The following is a 23329-nucleotide window of genomic DNA, read 5'->3' as shown; positions in this document are numbered from 1 at the left end:
TGGATTTTTACAAATTTACCATTTATTTTTACAATACTTCATGACGGATTATTGATCAATTTTGTCTTACAAATACATTAACAATGAAATATTTAAGACAATCTGCATTGCTGCTTGCATCTACTATTGTATTAATGTCCTTTTCCAAAGACAATGACAAGCCGAAATCAGAGAAAAAAGACAAACAGGAAACAAAACTTCCGACAAAAAAATATTGGCCAAATGGTGCTCAGCTGGTCATATCTGTTTCAATGCAGTTTGAAACCGGTGGGCAGCCGGAAGGAGCAGAAAGCCCGTTCAGTGGAACACCTCTTCCCAAGGGACAACCCGATCTTCCTGCGGAAAGCTGGTACCGATACGGTGGAAACGAAGGAATTTATCGTATGCTGGATTTGTGGAAAAAGTATGATATTAAAGTAACGTCTCATGTTGTAGGCACAGCAGCACAAAAATACCCGGATGTTGCTAAGGCAATCGCAAATGGAGGACATGAAATAGCCGCTCATGGAATTACCTGGGACAATCAATGGAACAAAAGCTACACAGATGAATTAAAGTTTATAAAAGAAGGTGTAGATGTTGTAGAAAAAATTACAGGTCAACGAGCAGTCGGTTACAATGCCAATTGGTTGAGAAGAAGTACAAACACCTTAAAAGCCTTACAGGAGCTTGGTTTTCTCTATCATATTGATGATCTGAGCCGTGATGAACCTTTTATTATCAAAGTGAAAGGGAAAAACTTTGTTGTAATACCTTATACCCTTCGTAATAATGATATTGTAAATATTGAAGGAAAACACTGGAGCCCGGATCAGTTTCTTACCCAATTAAAATTTGAGTTTGATTGTCTTTATGAAGAAGGAGCTTCCCAAAGAAGAATGATGAGTATCAGTTTCCATGACAGAATTGGCGGAACTCCTGCAATGGTTCATGCGATGGAAGAATTTATAAAATATACCAAAGAAAAACAAGGGGTAGTCTTTATGAGAAAAGATGACATTGCTAAAATGGTAATAAATGATCCTAATACTCCTGTAGATAATAGCGAAGAAAAATATAATAAATAAAGAATCATAATTAAAAATAAACAACTATGAATAAACAAACAGCCTATTTTTTCCTGAGAATTTCTATGGGAGTCAATCTTTTAGGTCACGGATTGGTGCGGATTCTCAAACTTCAGGATTTTGCATCAGGAATGATGAAGGGATTCGAAAAAAGCTGGCTTCCACAAGCTATGGTGTACCCTTTTGGAATGATACTGCCCTTTTTTGAACTTATCATCGGATTGTTGTTGATAATTGGTTTTAAAACCCGTATCGCAAACATAGCCGGTGCTTTTCTGATGATTGTGTTGCTTTTTGGAAGCAGTACTATTGAAAACTGGGAAGCAATGGGTGTTCAGATGATCTACGCAGGACTGTTTTATATACTCATCAGCAGAATAGAAGACAATTCCCTGACATTGGATAAAGAGAATAAATAACTCTTGTGTGGGTAATGATTATTAACAGATTCATTTGGGTTTCTATTGGTAATCTTTACCCTATTCACAAATCAAGCCCAACCTTCGGAGATTATGTTACAACTTCCGCGGATTAGGATACTTTCTTTTCATAAGGATATCAGAATTTTGTATCAGAAATAAAAGCTGTTCAAAATATTTATTTTCAACAGAATATAAACCCTCAAAATATAAAATGATGCAAACGATATTAGGAGCCAACGGCCAAATTGGTGAAGAACTGGCCAGAGAAATGAAACGGAATTATACCTCAGACATCAGAATTGTAAGCAGAAAAGCAGCAAAAGTAAATGATACAGATACCGTTTTTTCTGCAGATCTTTCAGACAGAGAGAAAGCAATAGAAGCGGTAAAAGGAAGTGAAGTTGCCTATTTTACACTTGGACTTCCCATGGATACCGAGTTATGGGAAAAACAATTTCTTCTGATTCTGAAAAACGTAATAGATGCCTGTATCATCAATAAGACAAAGCTCGTGTTTTTTGACAATACCTATATGTACCCTCAGAATAGCCAAATTCTCACAGAGCAAACCCCATTTGCTCCTGTAGGAAGAAAAGGAAAAGTAAGAGAAAAAATGACCAGTATGCTTCTGAAAGAAATGGAAGCTGGTTCAATAGATGCTGTAATCTGCAGAGCTCCTGAATTTTATGGCCCAGGAAAAACACAAAGCATTACCAATAGTCTCATTTTTAATGCGATAAAAGAAGATAAAAAACTGAAAGTTCCTTTGAGAGATCATACAATAAGAAGCCTTATCTGGACTCCTGATGCCAGCCGTGCCACTGCACTCATTGGAAATACACCGGATGCTTTCGGGCAAACGTGGCATCTTCCTGTAGACCATCATAAACTTACTTATCAGGAATTTATTGCATTAGCATCCGAGGTCTACGGTCAGGAATTCCGATATTCTGTAATTCCTAAGTTTGCTTTTAAAATAGGAGCCTTGTTTAACAAAAATGCAAAAGAATTGCAGGAATTACTTCCGAGATATGAATATGATAATATTTTTGATGATTCAAAATTTAGAAAAAGATTCCCCGAATTTCAAGTGACCACTTACAGACAAGGAATTGAACAGATCAAAAAAGAACAGAAAAAGTAAACCAACGCTTTCAAAATCGTAACTTAGAATTGAAAAGTTTTAATGCATTACCCAACCTTAAAAAGGTCAACTATGAAAACACCGGAAAAAGTAACCTCCATTACGGCTTTACACCATTATTTGAAGTTGAAGAAACCTTCCAACCCTTTAATTAGTGTTTTTGATTTTAATGATGTTTCCGTTGATCCCCAAACTCTTCTGAGTGCCGTAACTACAGATTTTTATGTGGTTGCCATTAAAAATGAATGTGCCGGGAAGTTCAAATATGGCCAGCAATACTATGATTTTGAAGATGGAATCATGTACTTTATTGCTCCCCATCAGGTTGTACAGTTTGAAAATATTCTACTTTCCGAAGTGAAAGGAAGTGTTCTTGTGATTCATCCGGATTTTCTGCAAGGATATCCATTGGCATCGGGTATAAAAAATTATGGTTATTTCTCCTACACGGCCAATGAAGCATTACATCTTTCCGAAAAAGAAGAAAAAACCGTTACAGATATCCTTGTGAATATCGAGAGGGAAATAGAAGCCAATATGGATGGCTATACTCAGGATCTTCTAATATCCAACATCGATTTGCTGCTAAAGTATTGCGACCGTTTTTACAACCGTCAGTTTCTAACCAGAAAAAAAGTAAATCACGATCTTCTTACCCAGCTTGAAAATTTACTGGATGACTATTTTAAAAATGAGACACTGGCGATTGTTGGTATTCCCTCTGTACAGCTTATTGCTTCACAACTGAATATCAGTCCCAATTATCTCAGTGATATGCTCAGAACGCATACTGGGCAAACCACTCAACAGCATATACAGAACAGATTGATAGAAAAGGCTAAAGAATTGCTTTCCACAACCAACATGTCTGTTTCTGAGATTGCTTATCATTTAGGATTCGAACATCCACAATCTTTCCACCGTTTATTTAAAAACCGAACTACTGTTTCTCCTGTAGAATTCCGAAAATCTTTTAATTAAAAACTACTTGAAATCTATTTGAAACACCCCATAACAATAGAACCAAAATTACTTTTCCTGATTTTATAATAGAGTAACCTCAAAAAAGTGGTAATCAAACGACACAGAAGAAACTTCTACACTCCCCTTACACACAATCATCCGTGCAAATCTGCGTCATCTGTGGCTAAAAAGATAATATTCTATGTTGATGTATTTTCTAGAAAATCACCCACAATTATCTGTGAAAATTTGTATCATCTGTGGTTTAAAAACACTCTTCAACCAAAAAGCTACCAAAAATGAATTGGGTAACCAGATTTTATAGTAAAGATTTAACAATAGTGATAAGACTCATAATAATCACCACTATTCCTACCACAACAAACATCTTCTTCGTAGGAAGTTTAGAGGTAAGCATAGCCGAAAACGGGGCTGTAAAAACGCCTCCCAACAGAAGTCCCAAAACAATATTCCAGTGATGAATGCCAATAGTGAAGATAAAAGTAACAGCACTCGTAACCGTAAGTAGAAATTTCGCAACCGTTGAGCTTCCAACCACATATCGGGGAATTCTTCCTTCTTTAATCAAAGTTCCTGTAACTAAGGGACCCCATCCGCCTCCTGCAAAAGAGTCTATAAAACCACCTATCAATCCCAACACTCTGAGATTAGTTCTCTTTTTAACTTTAATCTGATTATTTTTTTTGCTTTTGAAGGCATTTTTTAAAATATTCAATCCAAGATACAAAGTATAACAGGCAATAATGGGTTTTACAATATGTGCATAATGCTCCCCATAATGAGATAATGTCAAAGCGCCAATAATAGAGCCAACAATGGCCAGAGGAAACAATACCCAAACCATTTTTTTATTTACATTTCCCAACTTGTAATGACTGAAACTTCCGGCTGCTGTTGTAAATGATTCCGCAGAATGAATACTCGCACTAACCACAGGCGGTGGAACATTCAGCAATAATAAAATCGTAGTACATATAACACCGTATCCCATTCCCATAGATCCTGCCACCATTTCTGCCATAAAACCGGCAAACAGCATCCAGTAAAATATATGACCATCTTTATTCAGGAAATGTTGAATATCTCCATAAAGATCAAATTGATAAACAACCAGTCCAAAAATCCCAAAAACCAAAAATACTCCTATGATAGCCAGATAAATATTGGCTTTTCTTTGGGCAATTTTAGTAATATTGATCAATTTTTCAATCTCAACGTTGGATTTTTTTCCTTCAGAAAGATATTCTGTAGTAATTTTGTTAAGCTCTTTCACTTTATAATTAAAATCACCTTTAAGCCGATTTCTGATATTCTGCATATTATCTAATACCAGATCCATTTCATCAGGAATAGTATCAGTAAACGTTTCTCTTAACCTTTTAGCGATTGTCGGAGATTTTCCATTGGTTGAAATAGCAATTTTAAGATTTCCTTTTTTGACAATAGAACCTAAGTAAAAATCGCACAAATCCGGTTTATCTGCAATATTAACTAATACATGATTATGATGAGCCTGCTCACGGATCTTTCCTGCCAAAGTAATGTCGTTTACCGCAATCACCGCAAGATCCATTTCATGAAAATCATTCTCGTTGTAAGGTCTTTCGTGAAGAATGATATTGGGATATTGATGTTGTAGTTCTCTAACTTGCGGAATAATTTCCTTTGCGACAAGCTTTATAGAAGTCTCAGGAGAATTTGCAAGAATAGATTCCAGTTTTTCGAGGGCTACTTTCCCGCCACCAATGAGCAGCAGGGAAAGGGTTTCAAGTTTTAAAAATATGGGATATAAAGAATTACTCATTTGATCACAGTTTTAAATCATAGGTAAAAGCGAGATAATATAAACCTCCAATCTCAGGTCCTGCTGCATATTGAAAATATCGGCGGTTCAAAAGATTCGTTGCGCCTATTTTTATATTGGCATGAATTTCCGGGAGTTTCCACGTCGCCTGAGCGTCGATCGTATAATATGCAGGAATTTCTCCTGATGCTAAAGGACTTTCCCACATAAAACGATTTTGCCATCTCGCAACAACAGTAAACCCTATATTTTTGACAATTTCTCTGTTTCCTACACTGACATTGACCATCCATTTTGGGGTATTAAAGGCGGTGATAAACAGATCAGAGGAATTGTTGGAAGCAAGATTATTATAAGAAACGTTTGTATTGATATTATAATTTCCGGTCACATTATATCGGATGCCTAATGATGTTCCATAACTCTTATAAGTTGTATTGCTGTTGGTATAAACCCGGTATCGGTCCTGTTTGCTTCTGTCCAGCATCGCAAGAACAGCAGCATTGCTTCCTACCTGACTGTTTTTGGGAACTGCAACCTCTACCTGGCCCAGGAATCCTTCATAAATATTATAATAGAAATCCCAATCCAGAACCAATTTATTATTAAAGAAAACAGATTTATATCCTACTTCAAAAGAATTGATTTTTTCGGGTTGCAGTTTCTGCAGATTCGCTATTGTTAAAAGCTGTTTATGATCCTGTGCGGCTTGGCTCTGACTTTTCCCGGCATCTACATCGGCATTCACTGCTGCTGTAAACTGATCTATAGAAGCAATGGTATATGAGTTTTCCAGATATCCCAATCCTTCATTAACCTTGGAGAGACCACCTACTCTTCTTACATTTCCATTGTTAACAAATGAGAGGGCTTCAAACAGAGAAGGAAACCGATACCCATTCTGAAAAGATGCTCTGAAATTATGCTGGTTGACAGGTGAATATACAATGCTTATCCTAGGATTGAGTTTGGCTTCAAATTCAGGGTTTCTATCAATACGTAACGCAGCATTCAATTTTAATTTATCATTAAAGAAAACTTTGGTAAGCTGCGCAAAAGCTCCATACTTCTCATAAATCACATCTTTTCCGAATGTACCATTAGCTAAAGGAACATTTCTTTCACTAACGGGTCTGTTGAAATCCACAAAATTGTTTCCATCAGGAGTAATGCTGTATAAACGGTAATCCACTCCTGCAAGAAGGTTGAAAAACTTTACAAATCTGCTGAGATCGTACGTTAATTCGCCTTGATAAAAACGTGACTTTTGCTCCAGTTTAGCGCCTCCTGTTGCGGGGGCTCCGGCAATTCCTGCATTGGCTGAATCCCAATTATTAATCCCGATAATGGTATTCTTCAATTGTTCAAAAGCAGCAGTTCCCGGAACTACTCTATTTTTGTCGGCCTCTTTGCGAGCCAGAATAAAAGCATCATTGAGATTCACTCCTGCATTGATGTTGTTTTGTAAAGCAGTCTGAAATAAGCTTTTCCAGTTGTTATTCGAAAGATTCGTCAGATCGAGATTATCTGCTAAAGGTTTCAGATTGTAAGAATCTCCTGTATTTTCGATCGATACATACGCTCTGAAAGTAAGTTCTTTGCCTGTAAGCTCTACCTTATGATTCTGAACAGTGGCATTTTGTAACCGTATTTTATTTCCTCTCTGGAAAGTACCGTCCAAAAGGCCATAGCGGTAAACATAAGATGCTTTCCACTGATCACCAAAGCGATAATACAATCCGGCATCAAATTTTATATTTTTCACTTCCGGGCTCACAAGATCTTTTTCCAAATATCCTGTCCTTGAAACATTAAAAGTAGTAGGTTTTCCGTTGTAATCTACTTTTATGGCTACTCTGTTGTTTCTTTCGTCTCCATATTTATTCCAAAGATCTTCTGCCGGATTGTTTGCCAGTTGAAAATTAGGATTGGCTGTAATGAGTGAACTGGGATTCTGATCGGTCAGATTATTGGAAATCCAGTCTGTTCCTGTAAAATAGGCTGCATTAATTTTGACTGCCAGATTTTTATTGAAAACTTTGGCAAACCGAAGGGCGCTTTCTCCTAAGGAACTTATTTTATGATTAACATTGTCTACATGATTGACTCCTCCGCGAAAGTACACACTTAATCCCTCAGAGGTAAATGGATCTTTGGTTTGAAGACTTGCTAATCCGTTAATAGCATTCATTCCGTACAATGCCGAAGCTGCACCGGGAGTAACTTCCATAGACTGGATGTCTAATTCTGTAGGCCCAATCGCATTTCCCAATGGTACTCCCAACGTTGCAGACTGTACATCTACCCCATCTACCAATTGCATAAAGCGAAAGTTATTGGGAGAATTAAATCCTCTGGAATTAGGAATTTTCAAGGTAAGACTGGAGGTGAGTAACTGCAGCCCTTTTACATTTTCTAAGGTTTCATAAAAAGACGCAGCGGGGCTTTCTCTAATGGTTTTAATATCAATTTTTTCAATCGCTATTGGAGATCGCAGTATTTTTTCCGGAACCCTTGATGCTGAAATGACAACGGCATCAATGATTGTATTTTGAGGATTCAATCCCACCGTAATTTTATTGGATGGGGAAAGAACTTCAACAGTCTGACTGGCAAATCCCTCTTTATTAATGACCAAACGAAATGGAATGGTTACCCTCGTTCTGATTTTAAAATTCCCCAATTGATCCGTTAATGCTGTATCTTCTGTACTTTGGATCTGTACCTGTACCGAATCTAATCCTTTTCGGGTTCCTGTACTTTTAATTGTTCCGCTTAGTTCTATAAGCTGTTGCTGGGCTTCTGCCAGATTAAAAAATAAAAATGTAAATGCAATAATACCTGCTTTTGGTAGAAAATTTCCCTGTTTTTTGTTTTTCATTTTTGCTTCATTTTTTTAGGGTGAGAATGAAGCTGTCTGAACTTTTCTATTGATTGTATTTAACCACAAAAGTTTTCAGTGTAAGTCGAAGAAAAGCTCACATTAGATTAAAATCAAAGATTTTTACAAAACTTAGGTAATTTGTTATGCACAAAGTTTGGCTCTTAAAAAAACTAATGTATTTGAAACTTTTGTGATTTTGTAAAGTTTAGACAGCTTTGTTTGTATTGTTATTTTGAGAATCAACAACACATGCACATTCGTCCGCCTAAATGAAGTGGTTTAGTTTTTTTGTTTTTTTTCAGATCATAATGAAAATTAGCCATATAATTAATTTAAGGTGTGTAAGTAACGGTATGAAAAATCACCAAATGTTTCATCTGCAAGTCTTTTCTGTACATAAATTCCCAAAAGCTCGTCCAATGTGGTAAGAATTTCTTCTTCGCCTAAGTTTTCTTTAAACTTTGTATTAAGACGCATTCCCAATCGGTCTCCGCCAATATGAAGGTTATATTTGCCATAAGCAGTTCCTACAAAACCTATTTCAGCGTTGGGAGATCTTCCGCAACCGTTAGGGCAACCCGTCATACGAATGGTAATATCTTCTTCTAAAAGGCCATATTTTTCAAGGATAGGTTCTATTTTAGTAACCAAAGAAGGTAAATAACGTTGTGCTTCGGCTAAAGCGAGTGAACAGGTATTCAGGGCAACACAGGCAACAGAGTTTTTACGTAAGGCGCTTGCTCCACTGGTATAATCTGAAATTCCGTGTTCTTTTAAAATGTTTTCAATTTCAGGTTTATCTTTTTCCTCAATATCAGCTAAAATAAGGTTCTGATTACAGGTAAAACGGAAGTTGGCCTTACCAAGTCTGGCAATTTTCAACAATCCTTCTTTCAAAGGATATTCCTGAGTATTGAGCACTCTTCCATGTTCTACAAAGAGAGTATAAAACCATTTTCCTTCATGGTTCTGTATCCAGCCATAACGGTCTTTTCTCTGTTCAAATGTAAATTCTCTGGCAGGTTCAAAGCTGAATCCCGTTCGTTTTTCTACTTCGGCTCTGTATTGATCAATCCCTAGTTTATCAATCGTATATTTTAGCCTTGAAAGTTTTCTGTCGCTTCTGTTTCCAAAGTCTCTTTGTACGGTGATGATCTCGTAAACGGCTTTCAGAACTTTTTCTTCTGTGTCTACAAACCCAAGTACAGAAGCAAGACGTGCATACGTTGCTTCATTTCCGTGAGTGGCTCCTAATCCGCCTCCGGCCGCGATATTGTAACCTACGATTGTATTATTCTCAATAATGGCGATCAGGGCAATATCATTGATAAATACGTCTACATCATTATTTGGAGGTACAGCAATTCCGATCTTTAATTTTCTGGGAAGGTAACGGTCCTGATATAAAGGATCTTCTTCTGATTTTCTGTCTACAAGCAATTCATCATCAATCCATATATCATAATATGATTGGGTTTTAGGAAGACACATGGCACTGATCTTTCCTGCCAATTCATAAGCTTCCTGATGTAAAGGTGATTCTGAAGGGTTGGCTGTACAGGTTACGTTTCTGTTCACATCTCCACAAGCCGCGATAGAATCCAGATGCTGGAGATTAAAACTTTGAATCGTTGGTTTTAAATGTGATTTTAAGATCCCATGAAGCTGTATCGTCTGTCTTGTTGTAATTTTGATGGTTCCCGTGGAATGATCTTCTGCGGTTTCATTCAATCCTACCCATTGTTCCGGGGTTAAAAAGCCACCTGGAAGTCTAAGACGAATCATGTAAGAATACAACCATTCCAGTTTTTTGGAAACACGTTCTTCTCTTCGGTCTCTGTCATCCTGCTGATACATTCCGTGAAATTTGATCAGGGTCTGGTCATCTTCTCTGATGGCTCCTGTAATGTGATCTGCAAGGCTTTCTTTTAAGGTTCCCCTAAGGCCGTTGCTCGCAGTTTTGATCCTTTCTACAGGGGAAAGGTTATCTTTATTGCTCATAGATTGATTTCTTTAAATTTTACAAATGTTTTTGTTTCAGATTAATAGACGTCTTTGGCGTATCTTCCGGCCAGTTCCATTTCTTCCAGGTAATGAAGTGCTTCTTCTTTACTTCGTTTTCCTTCTTTCTGAATGATATTAACGAGGGTTTCTTCCACATCCCTGCTCATAGGTTCTTTTGCTCCACATACATATACAGACGCTCCTCCTTCCAACCAATAAAAAACTTCCTGAGCCTTCTGTTCTAGTTTATGCTGTACATATATTTTCTCTGCCGTATCTCTGGAGAAAGCAAGATCTAAGTGAGTCAGGCTTCCTGTTTTAATAAGTTCTTGAAGTTCAGCTTGGTAAAGGAAATCCGATACAAAATTCCGGTCTCCAAAAAACAGCCAGTTTCTCCCTTCTGCACCTACCGCATCACGCTCCCAAAGAAATGATCTGAAAGGCGCAATTCCTGTTCCAGGGCCAATCATGATGATATCTTTATCCGTTTCAGGAAGTTTGAAATGTCCGGCATCCTGAATGTAAAACTCTATATCTTCTCCTTCCTGAAAATCACTTAAGAAACCACTACAAAGTCCGTTATGTTTCTGATGATCAATAAAAAACTCTGATTTAGCAACTGTGATGTGAATTTCGTTTTCCCCGTGCGCTTCTAAAGATGAAGAAATAGAATAAAGACGAGGAGCCTGCCCTGTCAATATCTGGATGACTTCTTCAAATTCTTCAGCGTTCTTTACCGGATAAATTCTTAATAGATCGAGCAGACTTAAACGAACTTCAGGGATAGAATGTCCTGTGATTTTGGCATACTGAGCCACTACAGATTTCAGCAAATAGCTGATATTAAGGTGCCTGTATAGTAATTCTTCTGCAGTATCTGTAGCTTTGGCGGTCTCAATTTTTCTGTCAGGATCTATTCCTGTGAGATGTATAATTTCTTCAACTACCGTTTTTGAATTGAAAGGAATGATGCCTAAAGCAGCTCCCGGTTGATAAACAAGGTTTTCTTCTGTCTCTATTTCAATGTGATACGTTTCTTTTTCTGATGTTATGTCATTCAGATTTACCGTCGCAGAAACTTTTCCTTTGTATTTTTTTCTTCCTGATGTTGATTTTGAAGACGTACTGTTTTTTATCGGATGAGCAGAAGTTTTACTTACTGTTTCGAATACATTTTCTATCCAGTGCGTTGCTTCCTCTTCATAATCAATGTCGCATCTTTTTAAAGGGACAATACGTTGTGCACCCAAAATCTCGAAACGGGAGTCAACGTCTTCACCAGTCTTGCAAAATTGAGGATAGCTGCTGTCTCCTAAAGCCAGGACACCAAATTTCAGGGCATTCAGATCGATATCATTCTCGTGAATATGATCATAGAACTTTTTGGCAAGAGCCGGAGGTTCTCCCTCTCCCTGTGTGCTGATAATAACAAAAAAGAATTCTTCCTTGCTCAAATCTTTTGGCTTGTATTGGGAAAGATCTGCTAATTTGACCTGGATTCCTTTTTTCTTAACAATTCCAGCCAGTACTGTTGCCAATTTTTTGCTGTTTCCTGTTTCTGTTCCATATGCCAGCGTGATTTTTTTCACTGTATTGGGCAGCGTATTTTCAAGCTGTTGGGGAGGCAATACAGCGGTGAGAGAATTTCCTCCTGCAAGTCCCGCTAGATATCCACTGGCCCAGATGGCTTCATCTCTGGAGAAATCTCCGGATATTTGTTTTAATATGTTCAGTTTATTTTCAGACAGCATATTCAAAGAAGTTTTGATTTTTAGGGATTAAGCTTCCATTTTCCACCGATTTGAAGTAAAGGCCTTCTTTCTCTGTGTTTTCAAGCCATGCAAATTCTTCATGAAGATTGACAATGTTACCCACAACAACCAATGAAGGGGAAACAAAGGTTTTATTTCCAAATGTTTGATTAAAATCTTCAAATGAAGAGGTATACACTTTTTGATACAGAGTGGTAGCCTGTTCAATAATGGCAATTTTTTTATCCTCGGAGATTCCAAGCTGTCTGAATTTCTCTACAAGCTTGGTAAGGTTTCCTTTCGACATATAGAAAACAAGGGTATCACTAGTTAGGGCAAGTTCTTTCCAGTATTCTTCATTCAGAATATCGGATTTGTAATAGGTAAGAAACCGTACCGAAGTTGAGTATCCTCTTGCTGTTAAAGGCATTCCCGCAAAAGCAGCAGCTCCGAGAGCAGCCGTAATTCCCGGGATAATCTCGTAAGGAATCCGATTGTCTTTTAACGTCTGCAATTCATCCAGAATATTCGAAAATATAGAAACATCTCCGCCTTTAAGCCTTACAATGGTTTTATTCTGGCGAGCATATTCTACCATTAAAGTATTGATATGAGATTGAGGAGTAGACGCATTTTTGCTGCATTCTTTGCCTACATAGATTATTTCTGTGTGTGCTTGGGCATACGTTTCCAGAATTTCGGGGCTTACCAGACGGTCACATAAAATGACATCTGCCTTTTCAATAGCTTTTACTGCTTTTACTGTGATGAGTTCGGGGTTGCCAGGCCCTGCACCGATAAGGTAAACCTTTGGTGATTGTATTGTTGTTTTCATTGAAGTCGGTGTTAGTTAAGGAATTAGAAGAGTCCTTCTACAGAAAGGTACCTTTCTCCGGTATCGTAGTTTACGGTTAGAATTTTAGCGTTTGGAGATATTTGCGGTAAATGTTTTGCGATGGCAGCTAAAGCGGCTCCTGTAGAAACTCCTACAAAAAGGCCTTCTTTTTTGGCTGCATTAAGGGCATATTCATAAGCTTCGTCCTTTCCTACGGTGATTACTCCATCCAAAAGGGTAATATCCAGAATGGAAGGTACAAATCCAGCTCCGAGACCTTGTAAAGGGTGTGGTGCAGGACTTCCACCGCTTAATACTGGAGACAGTTCAGGTTCTACGGCAATTACTTTTACGTGAGGAAGTTTTTCCTTTACTACTTTTGCAATTCCGGTAATGTGTCCTCCGGTTCCGACTCCGGTAATGATATAATCGAGGCCGTCCGGAAAGTCCTGAAGGATCTCCTGTGCTGTTGTTTCTGTATGTACTTTTACATTGGCAGGATTATCAAACTGTCTTGGAATCCATGAATTTGGAGTTTCTTCCGCCAGTTCATTCGCTTTTTCAATAGCTCCTTTCATTCCTTTTTCTCTTGGAGTAAGAACGAATTCGGCTCCGTAAGCTTCCATGATCTTACGACGTTCTATACTCATGCTTTCGGGCATTACGAGAATGAGTTTATATCCTTTAACAGCCGCTACCAGTGCAAGGCCAATACCTGTATTTCCGCTGGTAGGTTCTATAATTGTACTATCACTGTTTAATAATCCTTTGGTTTCTGCATCTTCAATCATTGCCAATGCAATTCTGTCTTTGATACTTCCGCCAGGGTTATTTTTTTCCAATTTGATCCAGACTTCATGATTGGAACTGAAAAGGTTGTTGATTTTCACGACGGGTGTATTGCCAATCGTTTCTAATGCATTCTGAAATTTCATATCACTGTAATTTTTATTTTTTGTTTTTTATATCACAAAGTTTAAAGATTCCGGTAAGGAACTGTTATCCTTTATTTTAATTTCGCTTTTATGGAAGACCAACGATTGGGCAGGTACATCCTGAGTGATCCATACATTTCCTCCAATGATGCTCTCGCGGCCTATTGTCGTATTTCCTCCAAGAATAGTGGCTCCCGAATAAATAATCACATCATCTTCAATATTGGGATGTCTCTTCTGATTGGCTTTCTCTTTGGAAACATTCAGCGCGCCCAGGGTTACTCCCTGATAGATTTTCACATGGTTTCCTATGATGGTGGTTTCTCCAATGACAATTCCGGTTCCGTGATCAATAAAAAATGAGGCTCCGATCACTGCTCCGGGGTGAATATCTATTCCCGTCTTACTGTGAGCATATTCTGAAATGACCCGCGGTAATATCTTTACTTCCTGGTTCCAAAGCTGATGCGAAATACGGTAAACGTAAGTGGCAAAAAAGCCGGGATAAGCAAGATAGACCTCATCCAGTGAGTCTGCAGCAGGATCAAATTCTAAAATTGACTTTGCATCGAGCACCAGCTGATCATACAGTTCCGGTAAAGCTTCAAAGAATCTGTTCACATGAAATTGAGTTTCTTCTTTATCTACGGTTATCGTATTGATTAGTTCAGAAAGAGTTCTCTGCAAGGTTGCGAAATCTTTTTCCAGCTGTTCTTCAGTATTATCATTTTGGGGAAGAAAAAGTACTTCATACAATTCTTTAACCCACTTTTTTGTTTTTATTTTATCAAAAAATCCATGAATGTTGTTCTGTTTTGTATGATGAATTTTCTGAATTAAATGATTGGAAATTGCCATCTTTTCTATTGAATTATACAGGCTGCAACAGTGGAATTAGAAGTTTCATCTACCAGAATTGCAGACCCTGTTGTTTTATTATTGATAAAACTATCATAGACCAAAGGCTGTGCCGTTCGAAGGGTAACTTTCACAATTTCATTAAGTTTGATATCAGAATCAACCGCTTCCTGTTGAAGAGTATTCACATCAATCTTATAATCTACTTCTTTAACAATAGCTTTTACCAGTCTGCTATTCTGTTGCAGCAGATATTTATTACCTGGTTTTAAGGGTTTCTGATCCAGCCAGCATAAAAGAACCTCAACATCTTTTTCTGCTGCCGGAAGCTGATCTTCTGTAGCGAAAATATCTCCTCTGCTGATGTCTACATCATGAACGGTATGAATAACAACAGGCTGTCCCTCAAATGCTTCTTCCTTTTCCAATCCGTTGATCTCAATTTTTGAAATTTCGGTTACCAGACCTGCAGGAAGTATTTGTATTTGATCTCCCTTTTTGAAATACCCGCTCAATATTTGTCCGGCATATCCTCTATAATCATGAAGTTCCTCTGTTTGAGGGCGGATAACATACTGAACCTGAAAACGGCTTCCGGTATTCAATTCTTCATTCAAGGTTACCTGTTCCAGATATTCAAGAAGAGAGCTTCCCTTGTACCAATCTGTTTTGGATGAATTGGAAACAATATTGTCACCTTTCAGCGCAGAAATCGGGAAATAATTTACCTCTTTCAATCCCAGGTTTTCTGCAATTTTTGAATAATCGCATTTGATGGTTTCAAAAACATCTTCGGAATAATCTACCATATCCATTTTATTAATGGCTACAGCTACCTTTTTCAGTTTCAAAAGTGATGCGATGATGGAATGTCTTCGGGTTTGTTCTATTACTCCTTTTCTCGCATCTATCAAAATAACCATCAAGTCAGAGTTTGAGGCTCCTGTGATCATGTTTCGGGTATACTGTACGTGTCCCGGTGCATCTGCAATGATAAATTTTCTTTTGGCAGTGGAGAAATAGCGGTAAGCCACATCAATGGTTATTCCCTGTTCTCTTTCGGCACGAAGCCCGTCCGTTAAAAGAGCAAGGTCTACACCGTCTTCATTTTTATTTTTAGAATGTTTTTCAAGGACTTCCAACTGATCCTGTAAAATACTTTTGCTATCGTAAAGCAATCTTCCGATAAGGGTGCTTTTACCATCATCTACGCTTCCTGCTGTTATAAATCTTAATATATCCATCCGATTTTAATTATAAATAATGAGTAATTTTATTGTTACCTAAGTAAAGTTGATTACTTATCTAAAAGTATCCTCCTTTTTTTCTGTCTTCCATGGCAGCTTCAGTTACTCTGTCATCAATACGGGTTTCTCCACGTTCTGAAATTCTTGTCGCAACAATTTCATCAATCACAGAATCTATGGTTGCTGCACTGGATTCTACTGCAGCAGTACAAGTCATATCTCCTACCGTTCTATAGCGCACTTTTCTGGTGGTAATAATGTCTTCAGGCTCCAGCAGAACGTGTGATGAATTGGCCAGCCACTGTCCGTTGAAATCGATCACTTCTCTTTCGTGCGAAAAATAGATTGAAGGTAAGGCGATCTTTTCTCTGCGGATATAATTCCAAATATCAAGCTCGGTCCAGTTACTGATGGGGAAAACTCTTACATTTTCTCCTTTTTGAATTTTTCCGTTGAAAATATTCCATAGTTCAGGTCGCTGAAGTTTTGGGTCCCATTGCCCGAATTCATCGCGAACAGAGAATATTCTTTCTTTAGCCCTGGCTTTTTCCTCATCTCTTCTTGCTCCTCCAATGCAGGCATCAAATTCGAATTCTTCTATAGTATCCAGCAAAGTATAGGTCTGAAGCCAGTTTCTGCTGGGGAATTTTCCTTTAGCTTCGGTTAATTTTTTACTTTTTATGGTATCTTCAACTTTTCTTACTACCAGCTTGACATTCAATTGGTTTACCAGCTGATCACGAAAATCTAACACTTCCGGAAAATTGTGTCCTGTATCTACATGAACGAATGTAAAAGGAATTTTCCCATGTAGAAAAGCTTTTCTTGCCAGATGAGCCAGCACAATACTGTCTTTCCCTCCGCTGAATAGCAAAGCCGGGCGTTCAAACTGGCCCGCAACTTCTCTTAATATATAAATAGATTCAGACTCTAACTGATCCAGATAGTTTAATTGGTATTTTGACATATTTTTATTTTTTATTGATGAATATGGAGGCCGCATTCCTTTTTATTGGCATCTTCCCACCACCAACGGCCTGCTCTGAAATCTTCGCCTTCTTTAATAGCTCTTGTACAAGGTTCACATCCTATGCTCACAAAACCCTTTTTATGCAAATGATTATAAGGTAAATGATGGGTCTTTACATACTCTGTAACCTGTTCGGAACTCCAGTGAAGAATGGGATGAAACTTGATGATATTATTATCTGGATCCCATTCTATTTGAGGCATGTTTTGACGGTTGGCAGAATGTTCAGACCTCAACCCGGTGATCCATACCTGATATCCTTTCAGTGCTTTCTTCAATGGATGAACTTTGCGAATAGCACAACAGGTTTTTCTTTGTTCTACGGACTGGTAAAATGAATCGGGACCGTTTTCAGAAATGAAGCTTTTCAATTCTTCAGTATCAGGATAGTAGGCTTTGATATTTTTTTTAAAGAAAGCTCTTGTGTTGGTCCAGGTTTCATAAGTCTGTTCAAAAAGCCGCCCTGTATCCAGTGTGAAAATATCAATATTGAGATCTTTTATCAGATGAGTAACCACCTGGTCTTCATAGCTGAAGCTGGTAGAGAAAATAACTTTATCAGGAAATCTTTCGGCAAGGGTTTGCAGTTCATTGCCTCGAAAAGAGCCTTCATAAAGCTCTTTCAGAAGTATATCATATTCATTTTTAAGAATGTTTTCCATATCCATTCGAATTTTTGTATTGCAAATATATATAAAATTCTATAACTCCTATCAAAATAGTAGAATTTAAATGAAAAAAAATTATTTGTTATTAATAAACTTAGTCAGAGTAGCTTCCATCATACTTGTTCTGGTCTTTTCACGAACGATCATTAATTCTTTCCTAAGATAACAAACGGCCTCATCCACACAATCATCACAGGCTTCATAAAAGTTTAAAGATACGCATGGAGTAAGTGCGATGGGACCGTCAAAAATACGGTAAATATCTGCAAGAGAGACCTCATCGGGAGATTTCAGGAGATAGTACCCTCCTACTTTTCCCTGTTTGCTGTTGACCAGTTTTGCTCTTTTAAGCTCCAGAAGAATCTGTTCTAAAAATTTTTTGGGAATATTTTCGTCTTGTGCAATAACGGAAGTGGGCAGAAAGCCTTGATTGTAATTTCTTGCTAATCTGACCATTGCTTTTAGTGCGTATTTGCAACGTTTTGACATCATAATTTCTGCAAGTTATGATAAATTATTTTATTTATGAAATGTTTTATAATGAAGTAATGGATTAGAACCAACTATAAAATCCGTTAATTTGCGGACCTTCCGAAAGAGAAAATATTTTTCATATTTCGAGGTTGGTATCAGAATCTATCTATTTTTTCTCTAATATAAAGTAAGCCAGTTCTCTATCTTCACGTTTCAAGTTTTCAATTCTGGCAAAGTTGCTTTTGAGAAGTACTTTTTGAGATCCTATATTATCCAGATTTGTTACGGCAACAATATCTTTTTCGTGATTTAATGATGAGCAATACCCAACGAGTGCTTTACAAACATTTGTTCCCAATCCTTTTCCCCAGTAATTTTCTCCTAAGATATACCCTATTTCTATTTGTTCAGGATTGTCTAGAAAGATTCTGGCAAGACACATTCCTACAAAACCATTGTTTTGGGCATTAAATATTCCCCATCGGCTAAAGCTTCCTTCCTGATAATCTGATAATGCTTTTTCAAACATTTCTTTATATTCTTGAGGAGTTTTATAGGGAAGATAGCGGGTAACGTTTTCGTTTTCAAAAAGTTCAAAGAATAAAGAAAATTCCTGAGGGGTAAACTCTCGGATAATAATTGTACTGTCTTCGTAATACATAGAAACAGGATTTGGTTGATAATATTGAATAAAATTACATTAATATCCTTAATTTTGAGGTAATCATCTATAAATTTATTGATTTGAAACTCCCACTCACCTATTATTCCAACCAAGATGTTCTTTTTCTGGCACGAGATCTTTTGGGAAAAGTACTTTTTACTGAAATCAACGGAAACCAGACAGCGGGTATCATTGTAGAGACAGAAGCTTATAACGGTGTATCAGATAAGGCTTCTCATGCGTATGGAGGGAGACGTACCGATCGCACGGAAATCTTGTATGATCATGGTGGGGTTTCCTATGTTTATCTGTGTTATGGAATTCATCATCTTTTTAATGTGGTAACTTCTGTGCTGGATGAACCTCACGCTGTTTTAATAAGAGCTGTTGAACCGTTTTTAGGCAAGGAATTCATGGAAATCAGACGAAAAATGCCAGTTACCAAAGCTGCCATATCTTCCGGTCCCGGATCTGCTGCAAAAGCATTGGGTATTGACAAAGCTTTCAACAAAAAAGACCTTGCCGGAAATGAAATCTGGATTGAAGATCACGGAATTCAGTATTCTGCTGAAGACATTATTGAAGCTCCAAGAATAGGTGTTGCATATGCACAGGAAGACGCACTTCTGCCGTGGCGTTTCTTTGTGAAAGGAAATCGATATGTAAGCAAACCCAATACATTTTAAGAGGATTCTAAAAGCAATTAGAGTGAATAATAATTACCAAATATGTGCTACAATGGGAAAAATCTTTATTCTCTTATGGCCAAATAAAATTCTTTATATGACGCAACAAGATCTTCTAATGAAAATCCGCGGTTAAGGCCACTGGTATTGGGAAGAACCCATACTTTAGCTCCGCAGAAATCTTCATCTTGCGCACCCCAGAGAATCTCTTTCTTTTTAGAAAACGCTTTATACGCTGCCTTACCAAGAAAAGCTACATATCTGGGTTGAAACTCGTGGATTTTTGTTTTAAAAGTTTCCAGAGAATCATCAAATTCTTCTTTTGAAAGCTCATCTGCGCGGGAAGTCGCTCTGGCTACCGCAGTAGTCAAACCATATCCAAAGTCTAGAATACTGGTATCATGAATGGCCTCAACTTCATAAGGTGTAAAACCAGACTGATGAAGAACCTTCCAAAAACGGTTGCTTCTTCCTGAAAAATGATGACCATCATCTGCTGATTTCAATCCTGGATTAATTCCACAGAATATAACATCGAGATTGTGGGTAATAATATCTGTTAACATGATCAAACTTCTTAATTGTAAAGAGCAATATAATGATATTTCAAGTCTTCTGCTTATTGAAATTAAGACAAATTCAATCAATTTTATTATGCTTTGTCTATCAAATAATTAAACAAATAGATAAGTTAGTATGAATCAATTATTATTTTTAGTTAATATTCATATATAAATTCACCAAATAGCGAAATATATAAAATAATTGATTACTTTTACAATACTCAATTACACAATATATGCAAAATATACTTTTATCAGCTGTCATGGCATTTTTATTTTTTACGGTCAAAGTATATGATCAAGTAGGGATTAGTACTTCTACTCCACAAGGTAATTTTACTATAGATGCAGGAAAGGAGAACCTTGCTAGAGGAACTCCTACAGCCGCTCAACAGGATAATGATAAAAGATAATCTATTCCCTCATGATTGTCTCTTTTATCAATACAATAATGATTTTTAAAAATTATTGCGCGTTAGATTCTAATACACAAATACAAAAGAGTGGCATCTGCCACTCTTTATTTTATTCAACAAAATGTTTAATTATAAATTTTTTTAAAGCAAATTCTTCTTTAAAAATTCTTCCAGATCTTTACCGTGGAGATTTTTAGCAATAATAGTTCCTTCTCCATTGATGATCACATTGAAAGGAAGTTCATCCACTTCATACGTTTTGGCAACAGGACTTTTCCAGAATTTCAGATCACTGATCTGAACCCAACTGATACCAAAACGTTCTATTGCTTTTTGCCAACTATCTTTGCTTTTATCCAAAGAAACCCCAAGGATTTCAAATGTATTATTCTTCACCTGTTCAGAATAGCTCGTATAAAGAGATTTCAGCTCAGGCTGTTCTTCTACACATGGAGCGTACCACGTTGCCCAGAAATCTATTAACACAAGCTTTCCTTTAAGCGTGGAAAAAGAAAAAACAGTTCCGTCCGCTTTCGTCATATTAATTTCGGGAGCCTTCTTCCCTATTTCTATTTTACCATTTTGAGCAAAAGCAAGTCCTGAAATTACCATTAAAAGTAATATAAAACGAATCTTCATACTAATCATTTATAGGGTAATCTTTATCCAGCCAATCTGTTTTAATATTCTTAGGCAGATTCAAGAGTTTGGCATTCTTGAAACCAAGTTCCATCAACAAATTAAAGGCAGGACGGATATTAGGACATTTTACGAAAGGACAACACCCGCAGTAAATCACAATTTCCTTATCCTTAGGAACGTTTTTAAGATAGTTTCTTAACTTTTCCAGGTTTTCGGGCTCGCGGGTAGGTCCTATATCCACAGAACCTTTAATAATCGCTTCAGGCCCTACCGAAAGGATAACCAGATCTTTTGTTTTCTTTTTTTCAATTCTGGATGCCAGTAAAGCAGGATCCATAAGCTGGCTGTCTTTCCATGGATCAGGTTTTTGTTGTGCATGACCGAATATAGAACCAAACATGCAGACAATGATAAACAAATACTTCATACTTCTATTTTTCACAAAGATAAATGAAGAAGTTGAACATTGAAAACAATATGCCCAACCTTTTTCCTTTCATGATTTTTCAGTTCGTTATCGAATAATTTTATACTTTTATATGAAGTATTATTCAATAAAAATACCTTATGAATAAGGAAGAAACATTCCAGCCTGATGTCATCATCATAGGAACAGGACTTGCAGGGCTCACTGCTGCGATGGAAATAACCAATGCGGGGAAAAAAGTACTTTTATTAGACCAGGAAACGGAGGAAAATATGGGAGGACAGGCCTTCTGGTCATTTGGAGGTCTTTTTCTGATCAATTCGCCACAACAACGGCGTATGGGCATCAAAGATTCCTATGAACTGGCTTTACAGGATTGGCAAGGAACTGCAGGATTTGACCGTGAAGAAGATTATTGGCCCCGTCAATGGGCAGAAGCTTATCTGCAATTTGCCGCAGGCGAGAAATATGATTATATCTCTAAGCTTGGGATCAAATTGATGTTTATGGTAGGTTGGGCTGAGCGTGGTGATGGATCGGCAACAGGTCATGGGAATTCTGTACCCCGTTTTCATGTGAGTTGGGGAACTGGAACAGGTGTTATAAAACCTTTTGTTGAAAAAGCCTATCAGGCCAAAGAAAAAGGATTGTTGCAAATGAAATTCAGGCACAGAGTTACCGATCTTATTATTGAAAATGGTAAAGTAAAAGGTTTAAAAGGCGATATTCTGGAAAATGATCAAAAAGAAAGAGGTGTAGCAACCAACAGAAATGTAATCTCTCAATTCGAATATAATGTTCCTAATATTATCATTGCTTCCGGAGGAATTGGTGCCAATCACGAACTCGTAAGAAAAAACTGGCCGGAAAGACTGGGAAAAGCCCCTGAAAATATGGTTTGCGGTGTTCCTGCGTATGTAGACGGAAAAATGATCGGTATTGCAGAAAGCGCAGGTGCAGATATCATTAACCGTGACCGAATGTGGCATTATACAGAAGGTTTACAAAATTGGAACCCCATCTGGCCTAATCACGGAATCCGTATTTTGCCAGGTCCTTCGTCTCTTTGGTTTGATGCTAAAGGGAACCGTCTTCCAGCTCCGTTCCTTCCAGGCTTTGATACATTAGGAACCTTGAAATATATTCAGGAGACAGGTTTTTCTTATTCATGGTTTATTCTTACTCAGAAAATTATTAAGAAAGAATTTGCTTTGTCAGGTTCAGAACAGAATCCGGATATTACCAATAAAGATTATTCACTTTTCCTGAAAAGAATTTTTGGAAAAAAAGCGCCGGGTCCCGTAGAAGCTTTCAAAGAACATGGTAAGGATTTTATCGTATCAGACAATCTGAAAGATTTGGTAGATAAAATGAATGCATTATCTGGCGATCATCTTTTACATTATGACCATATAAAGTCTCAGATAGAAGCAAGAGACAGAGAGTTGGATCATAAATTTTCGAAAGACACACAGGTGAATTACATTAGAAATACCCGAAACTATCTGGGAGATAAACTTGGCCGTGTGGCTGCCCCGCATAAGATATTGTCTCCTGAAAATGGCCCGTTGATCGCTGTACGTCTTAATATTCTGACCAGAAAAACATTAGGCGGAATTAAAACTAATCTGAACGGACAAGTTCTAAAGGAAGATGAAAGCATCATAGAAGGTCTGTACGCTGCAGGAGAAGCCGCAGGGTTTGGAGGCGGTGGAATGCATGGCTATCGTGCCCTGGAAGGAACATTCTTAGGCGGATGTATTTTTTCAGGAATGAAAGCAGGAAAATATATTGCAGGTTTATAATACCTTCATTAAAAATACA

22 protein-coding genes are annotated in these 23329 nt (G+C 37.4%); 7 read left to right on the top strand and 15 right to left on the bottom strand.

Going from position 1 to position 23329, the window contains the following annotated elements; all coding sequences use genetic code 11:
- The first annotated feature begins 83 nt into the window (after positions 1-83).
- The 4 genes from ACL9RH_RS05735 (at position 84) to ACL9RH_RS05720 (ending at position 3614) form a co-directional block, all read left to right on the top strand.
- Entirely contained in the window at positions 84-1067 is a 984-nt protein-coding gene (locus ACL9RH_RS05735) for a polysaccharide deacetylase family protein (protein ID WP_422692381.1), read from the top strand.
- A 26-nt stretch (positions 1068-1093) separates the two neighbouring features.
- Positions 1094-1486, top strand: coding sequence for a DoxX family membrane protein (locus ACL9RH_RS05730; RefSeq protein WP_422692380.1), 393 nt, complete (start codon positions 1094-1096; stop codon positions 1484-1486).
- A gap of 217 nt (positions 1487-1703) precedes the next feature.
- A complete protein-coding gene (locus tag ACL9RH_RS05725) occupies positions 1704-2633 on the top strand; it encodes an NAD-dependent epimerase/dehydratase family protein (protein ID WP_422692379.1) in 930 nt (309 codons plus the stop codon).
- A gap of 72 nt (positions 2634-2705) precedes the next feature.
- Positions 2706-3614 carry a helix-turn-helix domain-containing protein gene (locus ACL9RH_RS05720; RefSeq protein WP_422692378.1) on the top strand — a complete coding sequence of 303 codons (909 nt, stop codon included), beginning with the start codon at positions 2706-2708 and terminating at the stop codon, positions 3612-3614.
- 301 nt (positions 3615-3915) lie between these two features.
- Here the strand turns inward: ACL9RH_RS05720 and ACL9RH_RS05715 are convergent, their stop codons facing one another.
- From ACL9RH_RS05715 to ACL9RH_RS05660, 12 genes are all read right to left on the bottom strand, one after another.
- Positions 3916-5421, bottom strand: a complete 1506-nt coding sequence (locus ACL9RH_RS05715; RefSeq protein WP_422692377.1) for a TSUP family transporter — start codon at positions 5419-5421, stop codon at positions 3916-3918.
- A gap of 4 nt (positions 5422-5425) precedes the next feature.
- The gene (locus ACL9RH_RS05710) at positions 5426-8302 is read right to left on the bottom strand and encodes a TonB-dependent receptor (RefSeq protein ID WP_422692376.1); all 2877 of its coding nucleotides are present in this window, start codon (positions 8300-8302) and stop codon (positions 5426-5428) included.
- A gap of 330 nt (positions 8303-8632) precedes the next feature.
- Positions 8633-10306 (bottom strand): assimilatory sulfite reductase (NADPH) hemoprotein subunit, encoded by a 1674-nt coding sequence (gene cysI / locus ACL9RH_RS05705; protein ID WP_422692375.1) that lies wholly within the window; start codon positions 10304-10306, stop codon positions 8633-8635.
- 41 nt (positions 10307-10347) lie between these two features.
- Positions 10348-12060 (bottom strand): diflavin oxidoreductase, encoded by a 1713-nt coding sequence (locus ACL9RH_RS05700; protein ID WP_422692374.1) that lies wholly within the window; start codon positions 12058-12060, stop codon positions 10348-10350.
- Positions 12050-12895 (bottom strand): uroporphyrinogen-III C-methyltransferase, encoded by an 846-nt coding sequence (gene cobA, locus ACL9RH_RS05695; protein ID WP_422692373.1) that lies wholly within the window; start codon positions 12893-12895, stop codon positions 12050-12052. Before cobA ends, ACL9RH_RS05700 begins: the two co-directional genes overlap by 11 nt.
- A gap of 23 nt (positions 12896-12918) precedes the next feature.
- Positions 12919-13830, bottom strand: a complete 912-nt coding sequence (gene cysK, locus ACL9RH_RS05690; RefSeq protein WP_422692372.1) for a cysteine synthase A — start codon at positions 13828-13830, stop codon at positions 12919-12921.
- 27 nt (positions 13831-13857) lie between these two features.
- The gene (gene epsC, locus ACL9RH_RS05685) at positions 13858-14688 is read right to left on the bottom strand and encodes a serine O-acetyltransferase EpsC (RefSeq protein WP_422692371.1); all 831 of its coding nucleotides are present in this window, start codon (positions 14686-14688) and stop codon (positions 13858-13860) included.
- Positions 14689-14693: 5 nt separating this feature from the next.
- The gene (locus ACL9RH_RS05680) at positions 14694-15932 is read right to left on the bottom strand and encodes a sulfate adenylyltransferase subunit 1 (protein WP_422692370.1); all 1239 of its coding nucleotides are present in this window, start codon (positions 15930-15932) and stop codon (positions 14694-14696) included.
- Positions 15933-15993: 61 nt separating this feature from the next.
- Positions 15994-16902 (bottom strand): sulfate adenylyltransferase subunit CysD, encoded by a 909-nt coding sequence (gene cysD, locus ACL9RH_RS05675; RefSeq protein WP_422692369.1) that lies wholly within the window; start codon positions 16900-16902, stop codon positions 15994-15996.
- Between the two features lie 11 nt (positions 16903-16913).
- Entirely contained in the window at positions 16914-17627 is a 714-nt protein-coding gene (locus tag ACL9RH_RS05670) for a phosphoadenylyl-sulfate reductase (protein ID WP_422692368.1), read from the bottom strand.
- Positions 17628-17708: 81 nt separating this feature from the next.
- Entirely contained in the window at positions 17709-18125 is a 417-nt protein-coding gene (locus ACL9RH_RS05665; protein ID WP_027372388.1) for an RrF2 family transcriptional regulator, read from the bottom strand.
- Positions 18126-18273: 148 nt separating this feature from the next.
- Positions 18274-18768: a GNAT family N-acetyltransferase gene (locus tag ACL9RH_RS05660; protein WP_422692367.1), complete on the bottom strand. Its 495-nt coding sequence runs from the start codon at positions 18766-18768 to the stop codon at positions 18274-18276.
- An 83-nt stretch (positions 18769-18851) separates the two neighbouring features.
- On the opposite strand from ACL9RH_RS05660, the gene ACL9RH_RS05655 reads away from it, so the two are divergent.
- The gene (locus ACL9RH_RS05655; protein ID WP_422692366.1) at positions 18852-19457 is read left to right on the top strand and encodes a DNA-3-methyladenine glycosylase; all 606 of its coding nucleotides are present in this window, start codon (positions 18852-18854) and stop codon (positions 19455-19457) included.
- 65 nt (positions 19458-19522) lie between these two features.
- Here ACL9RH_RS05655 and mug read toward each other — a convergent pair whose 3' ends face one another.
- A complete protein-coding gene (gene mug, locus ACL9RH_RS05650) occupies positions 19523-20023 on the bottom strand; it encodes a G/U mismatch-specific DNA glycosylase (protein WP_422692365.1) in 501 nt (166 codons plus the stop codon).
- Positions 20024-20283: 260 nt separating this feature from the next.
- Between mug and ACL9RH_RS05645 the strand changes: the two genes are divergently transcribed.
- Positions 20284-20433, top strand: a complete 150-nt coding sequence (locus ACL9RH_RS05645; RefSeq protein WP_422692364.1) for a hypothetical protein — start codon at positions 20284-20286, stop codon at positions 20431-20433.
- 144 nt (positions 20434-20577) lie between these two features.
- Here ACL9RH_RS05645 and ACL9RH_RS05640 read toward each other — a convergent pair whose 3' ends face one another.
- Entirely contained in the window at positions 20578-21075 is a 498-nt protein-coding gene (locus tag ACL9RH_RS05640; protein WP_422692363.1) for a TlpA family protein disulfide reductase, read from the bottom strand.
- A gap of 1 nt (position 21076) precedes the next feature.
- Entirely contained in the window at positions 21077-21505 is a 429-nt protein-coding gene (locus ACL9RH_RS05635; RefSeq protein WP_422692362.1) for a rhodanese-like domain-containing protein, read from the bottom strand.
- A 140-nt stretch (positions 21506-21645) separates the two neighbouring features.
- On the opposite strand from ACL9RH_RS05635, the gene ACL9RH_RS05630 reads away from it, so the two are divergent.
- On the top strand, positions 21646-23310 hold the full coding sequence (locus ACL9RH_RS05630) for an FAD-binding dehydrogenase (protein ID WP_422692361.1): 1665 nt from the start codon (positions 21646-21648) through the stop codon (positions 23308-23310).
- Positions 23311-23329: the final 19 nt, after the last annotated feature.

The sequence above is a fragment of the Chryseobacterium sp. Mn2064 genome, from assembly GCF_049319685.1.
Classification (GTDB): Bacteria; Bacteroidota; Bacteroidia; order Flavobacteriales; family Weeksellaceae; genus Chryseobacterium.
Note: the sequence above shows the minus strand (reverse complement) of the source record. Positions and strands in the feature narration are given on the sequence as shown.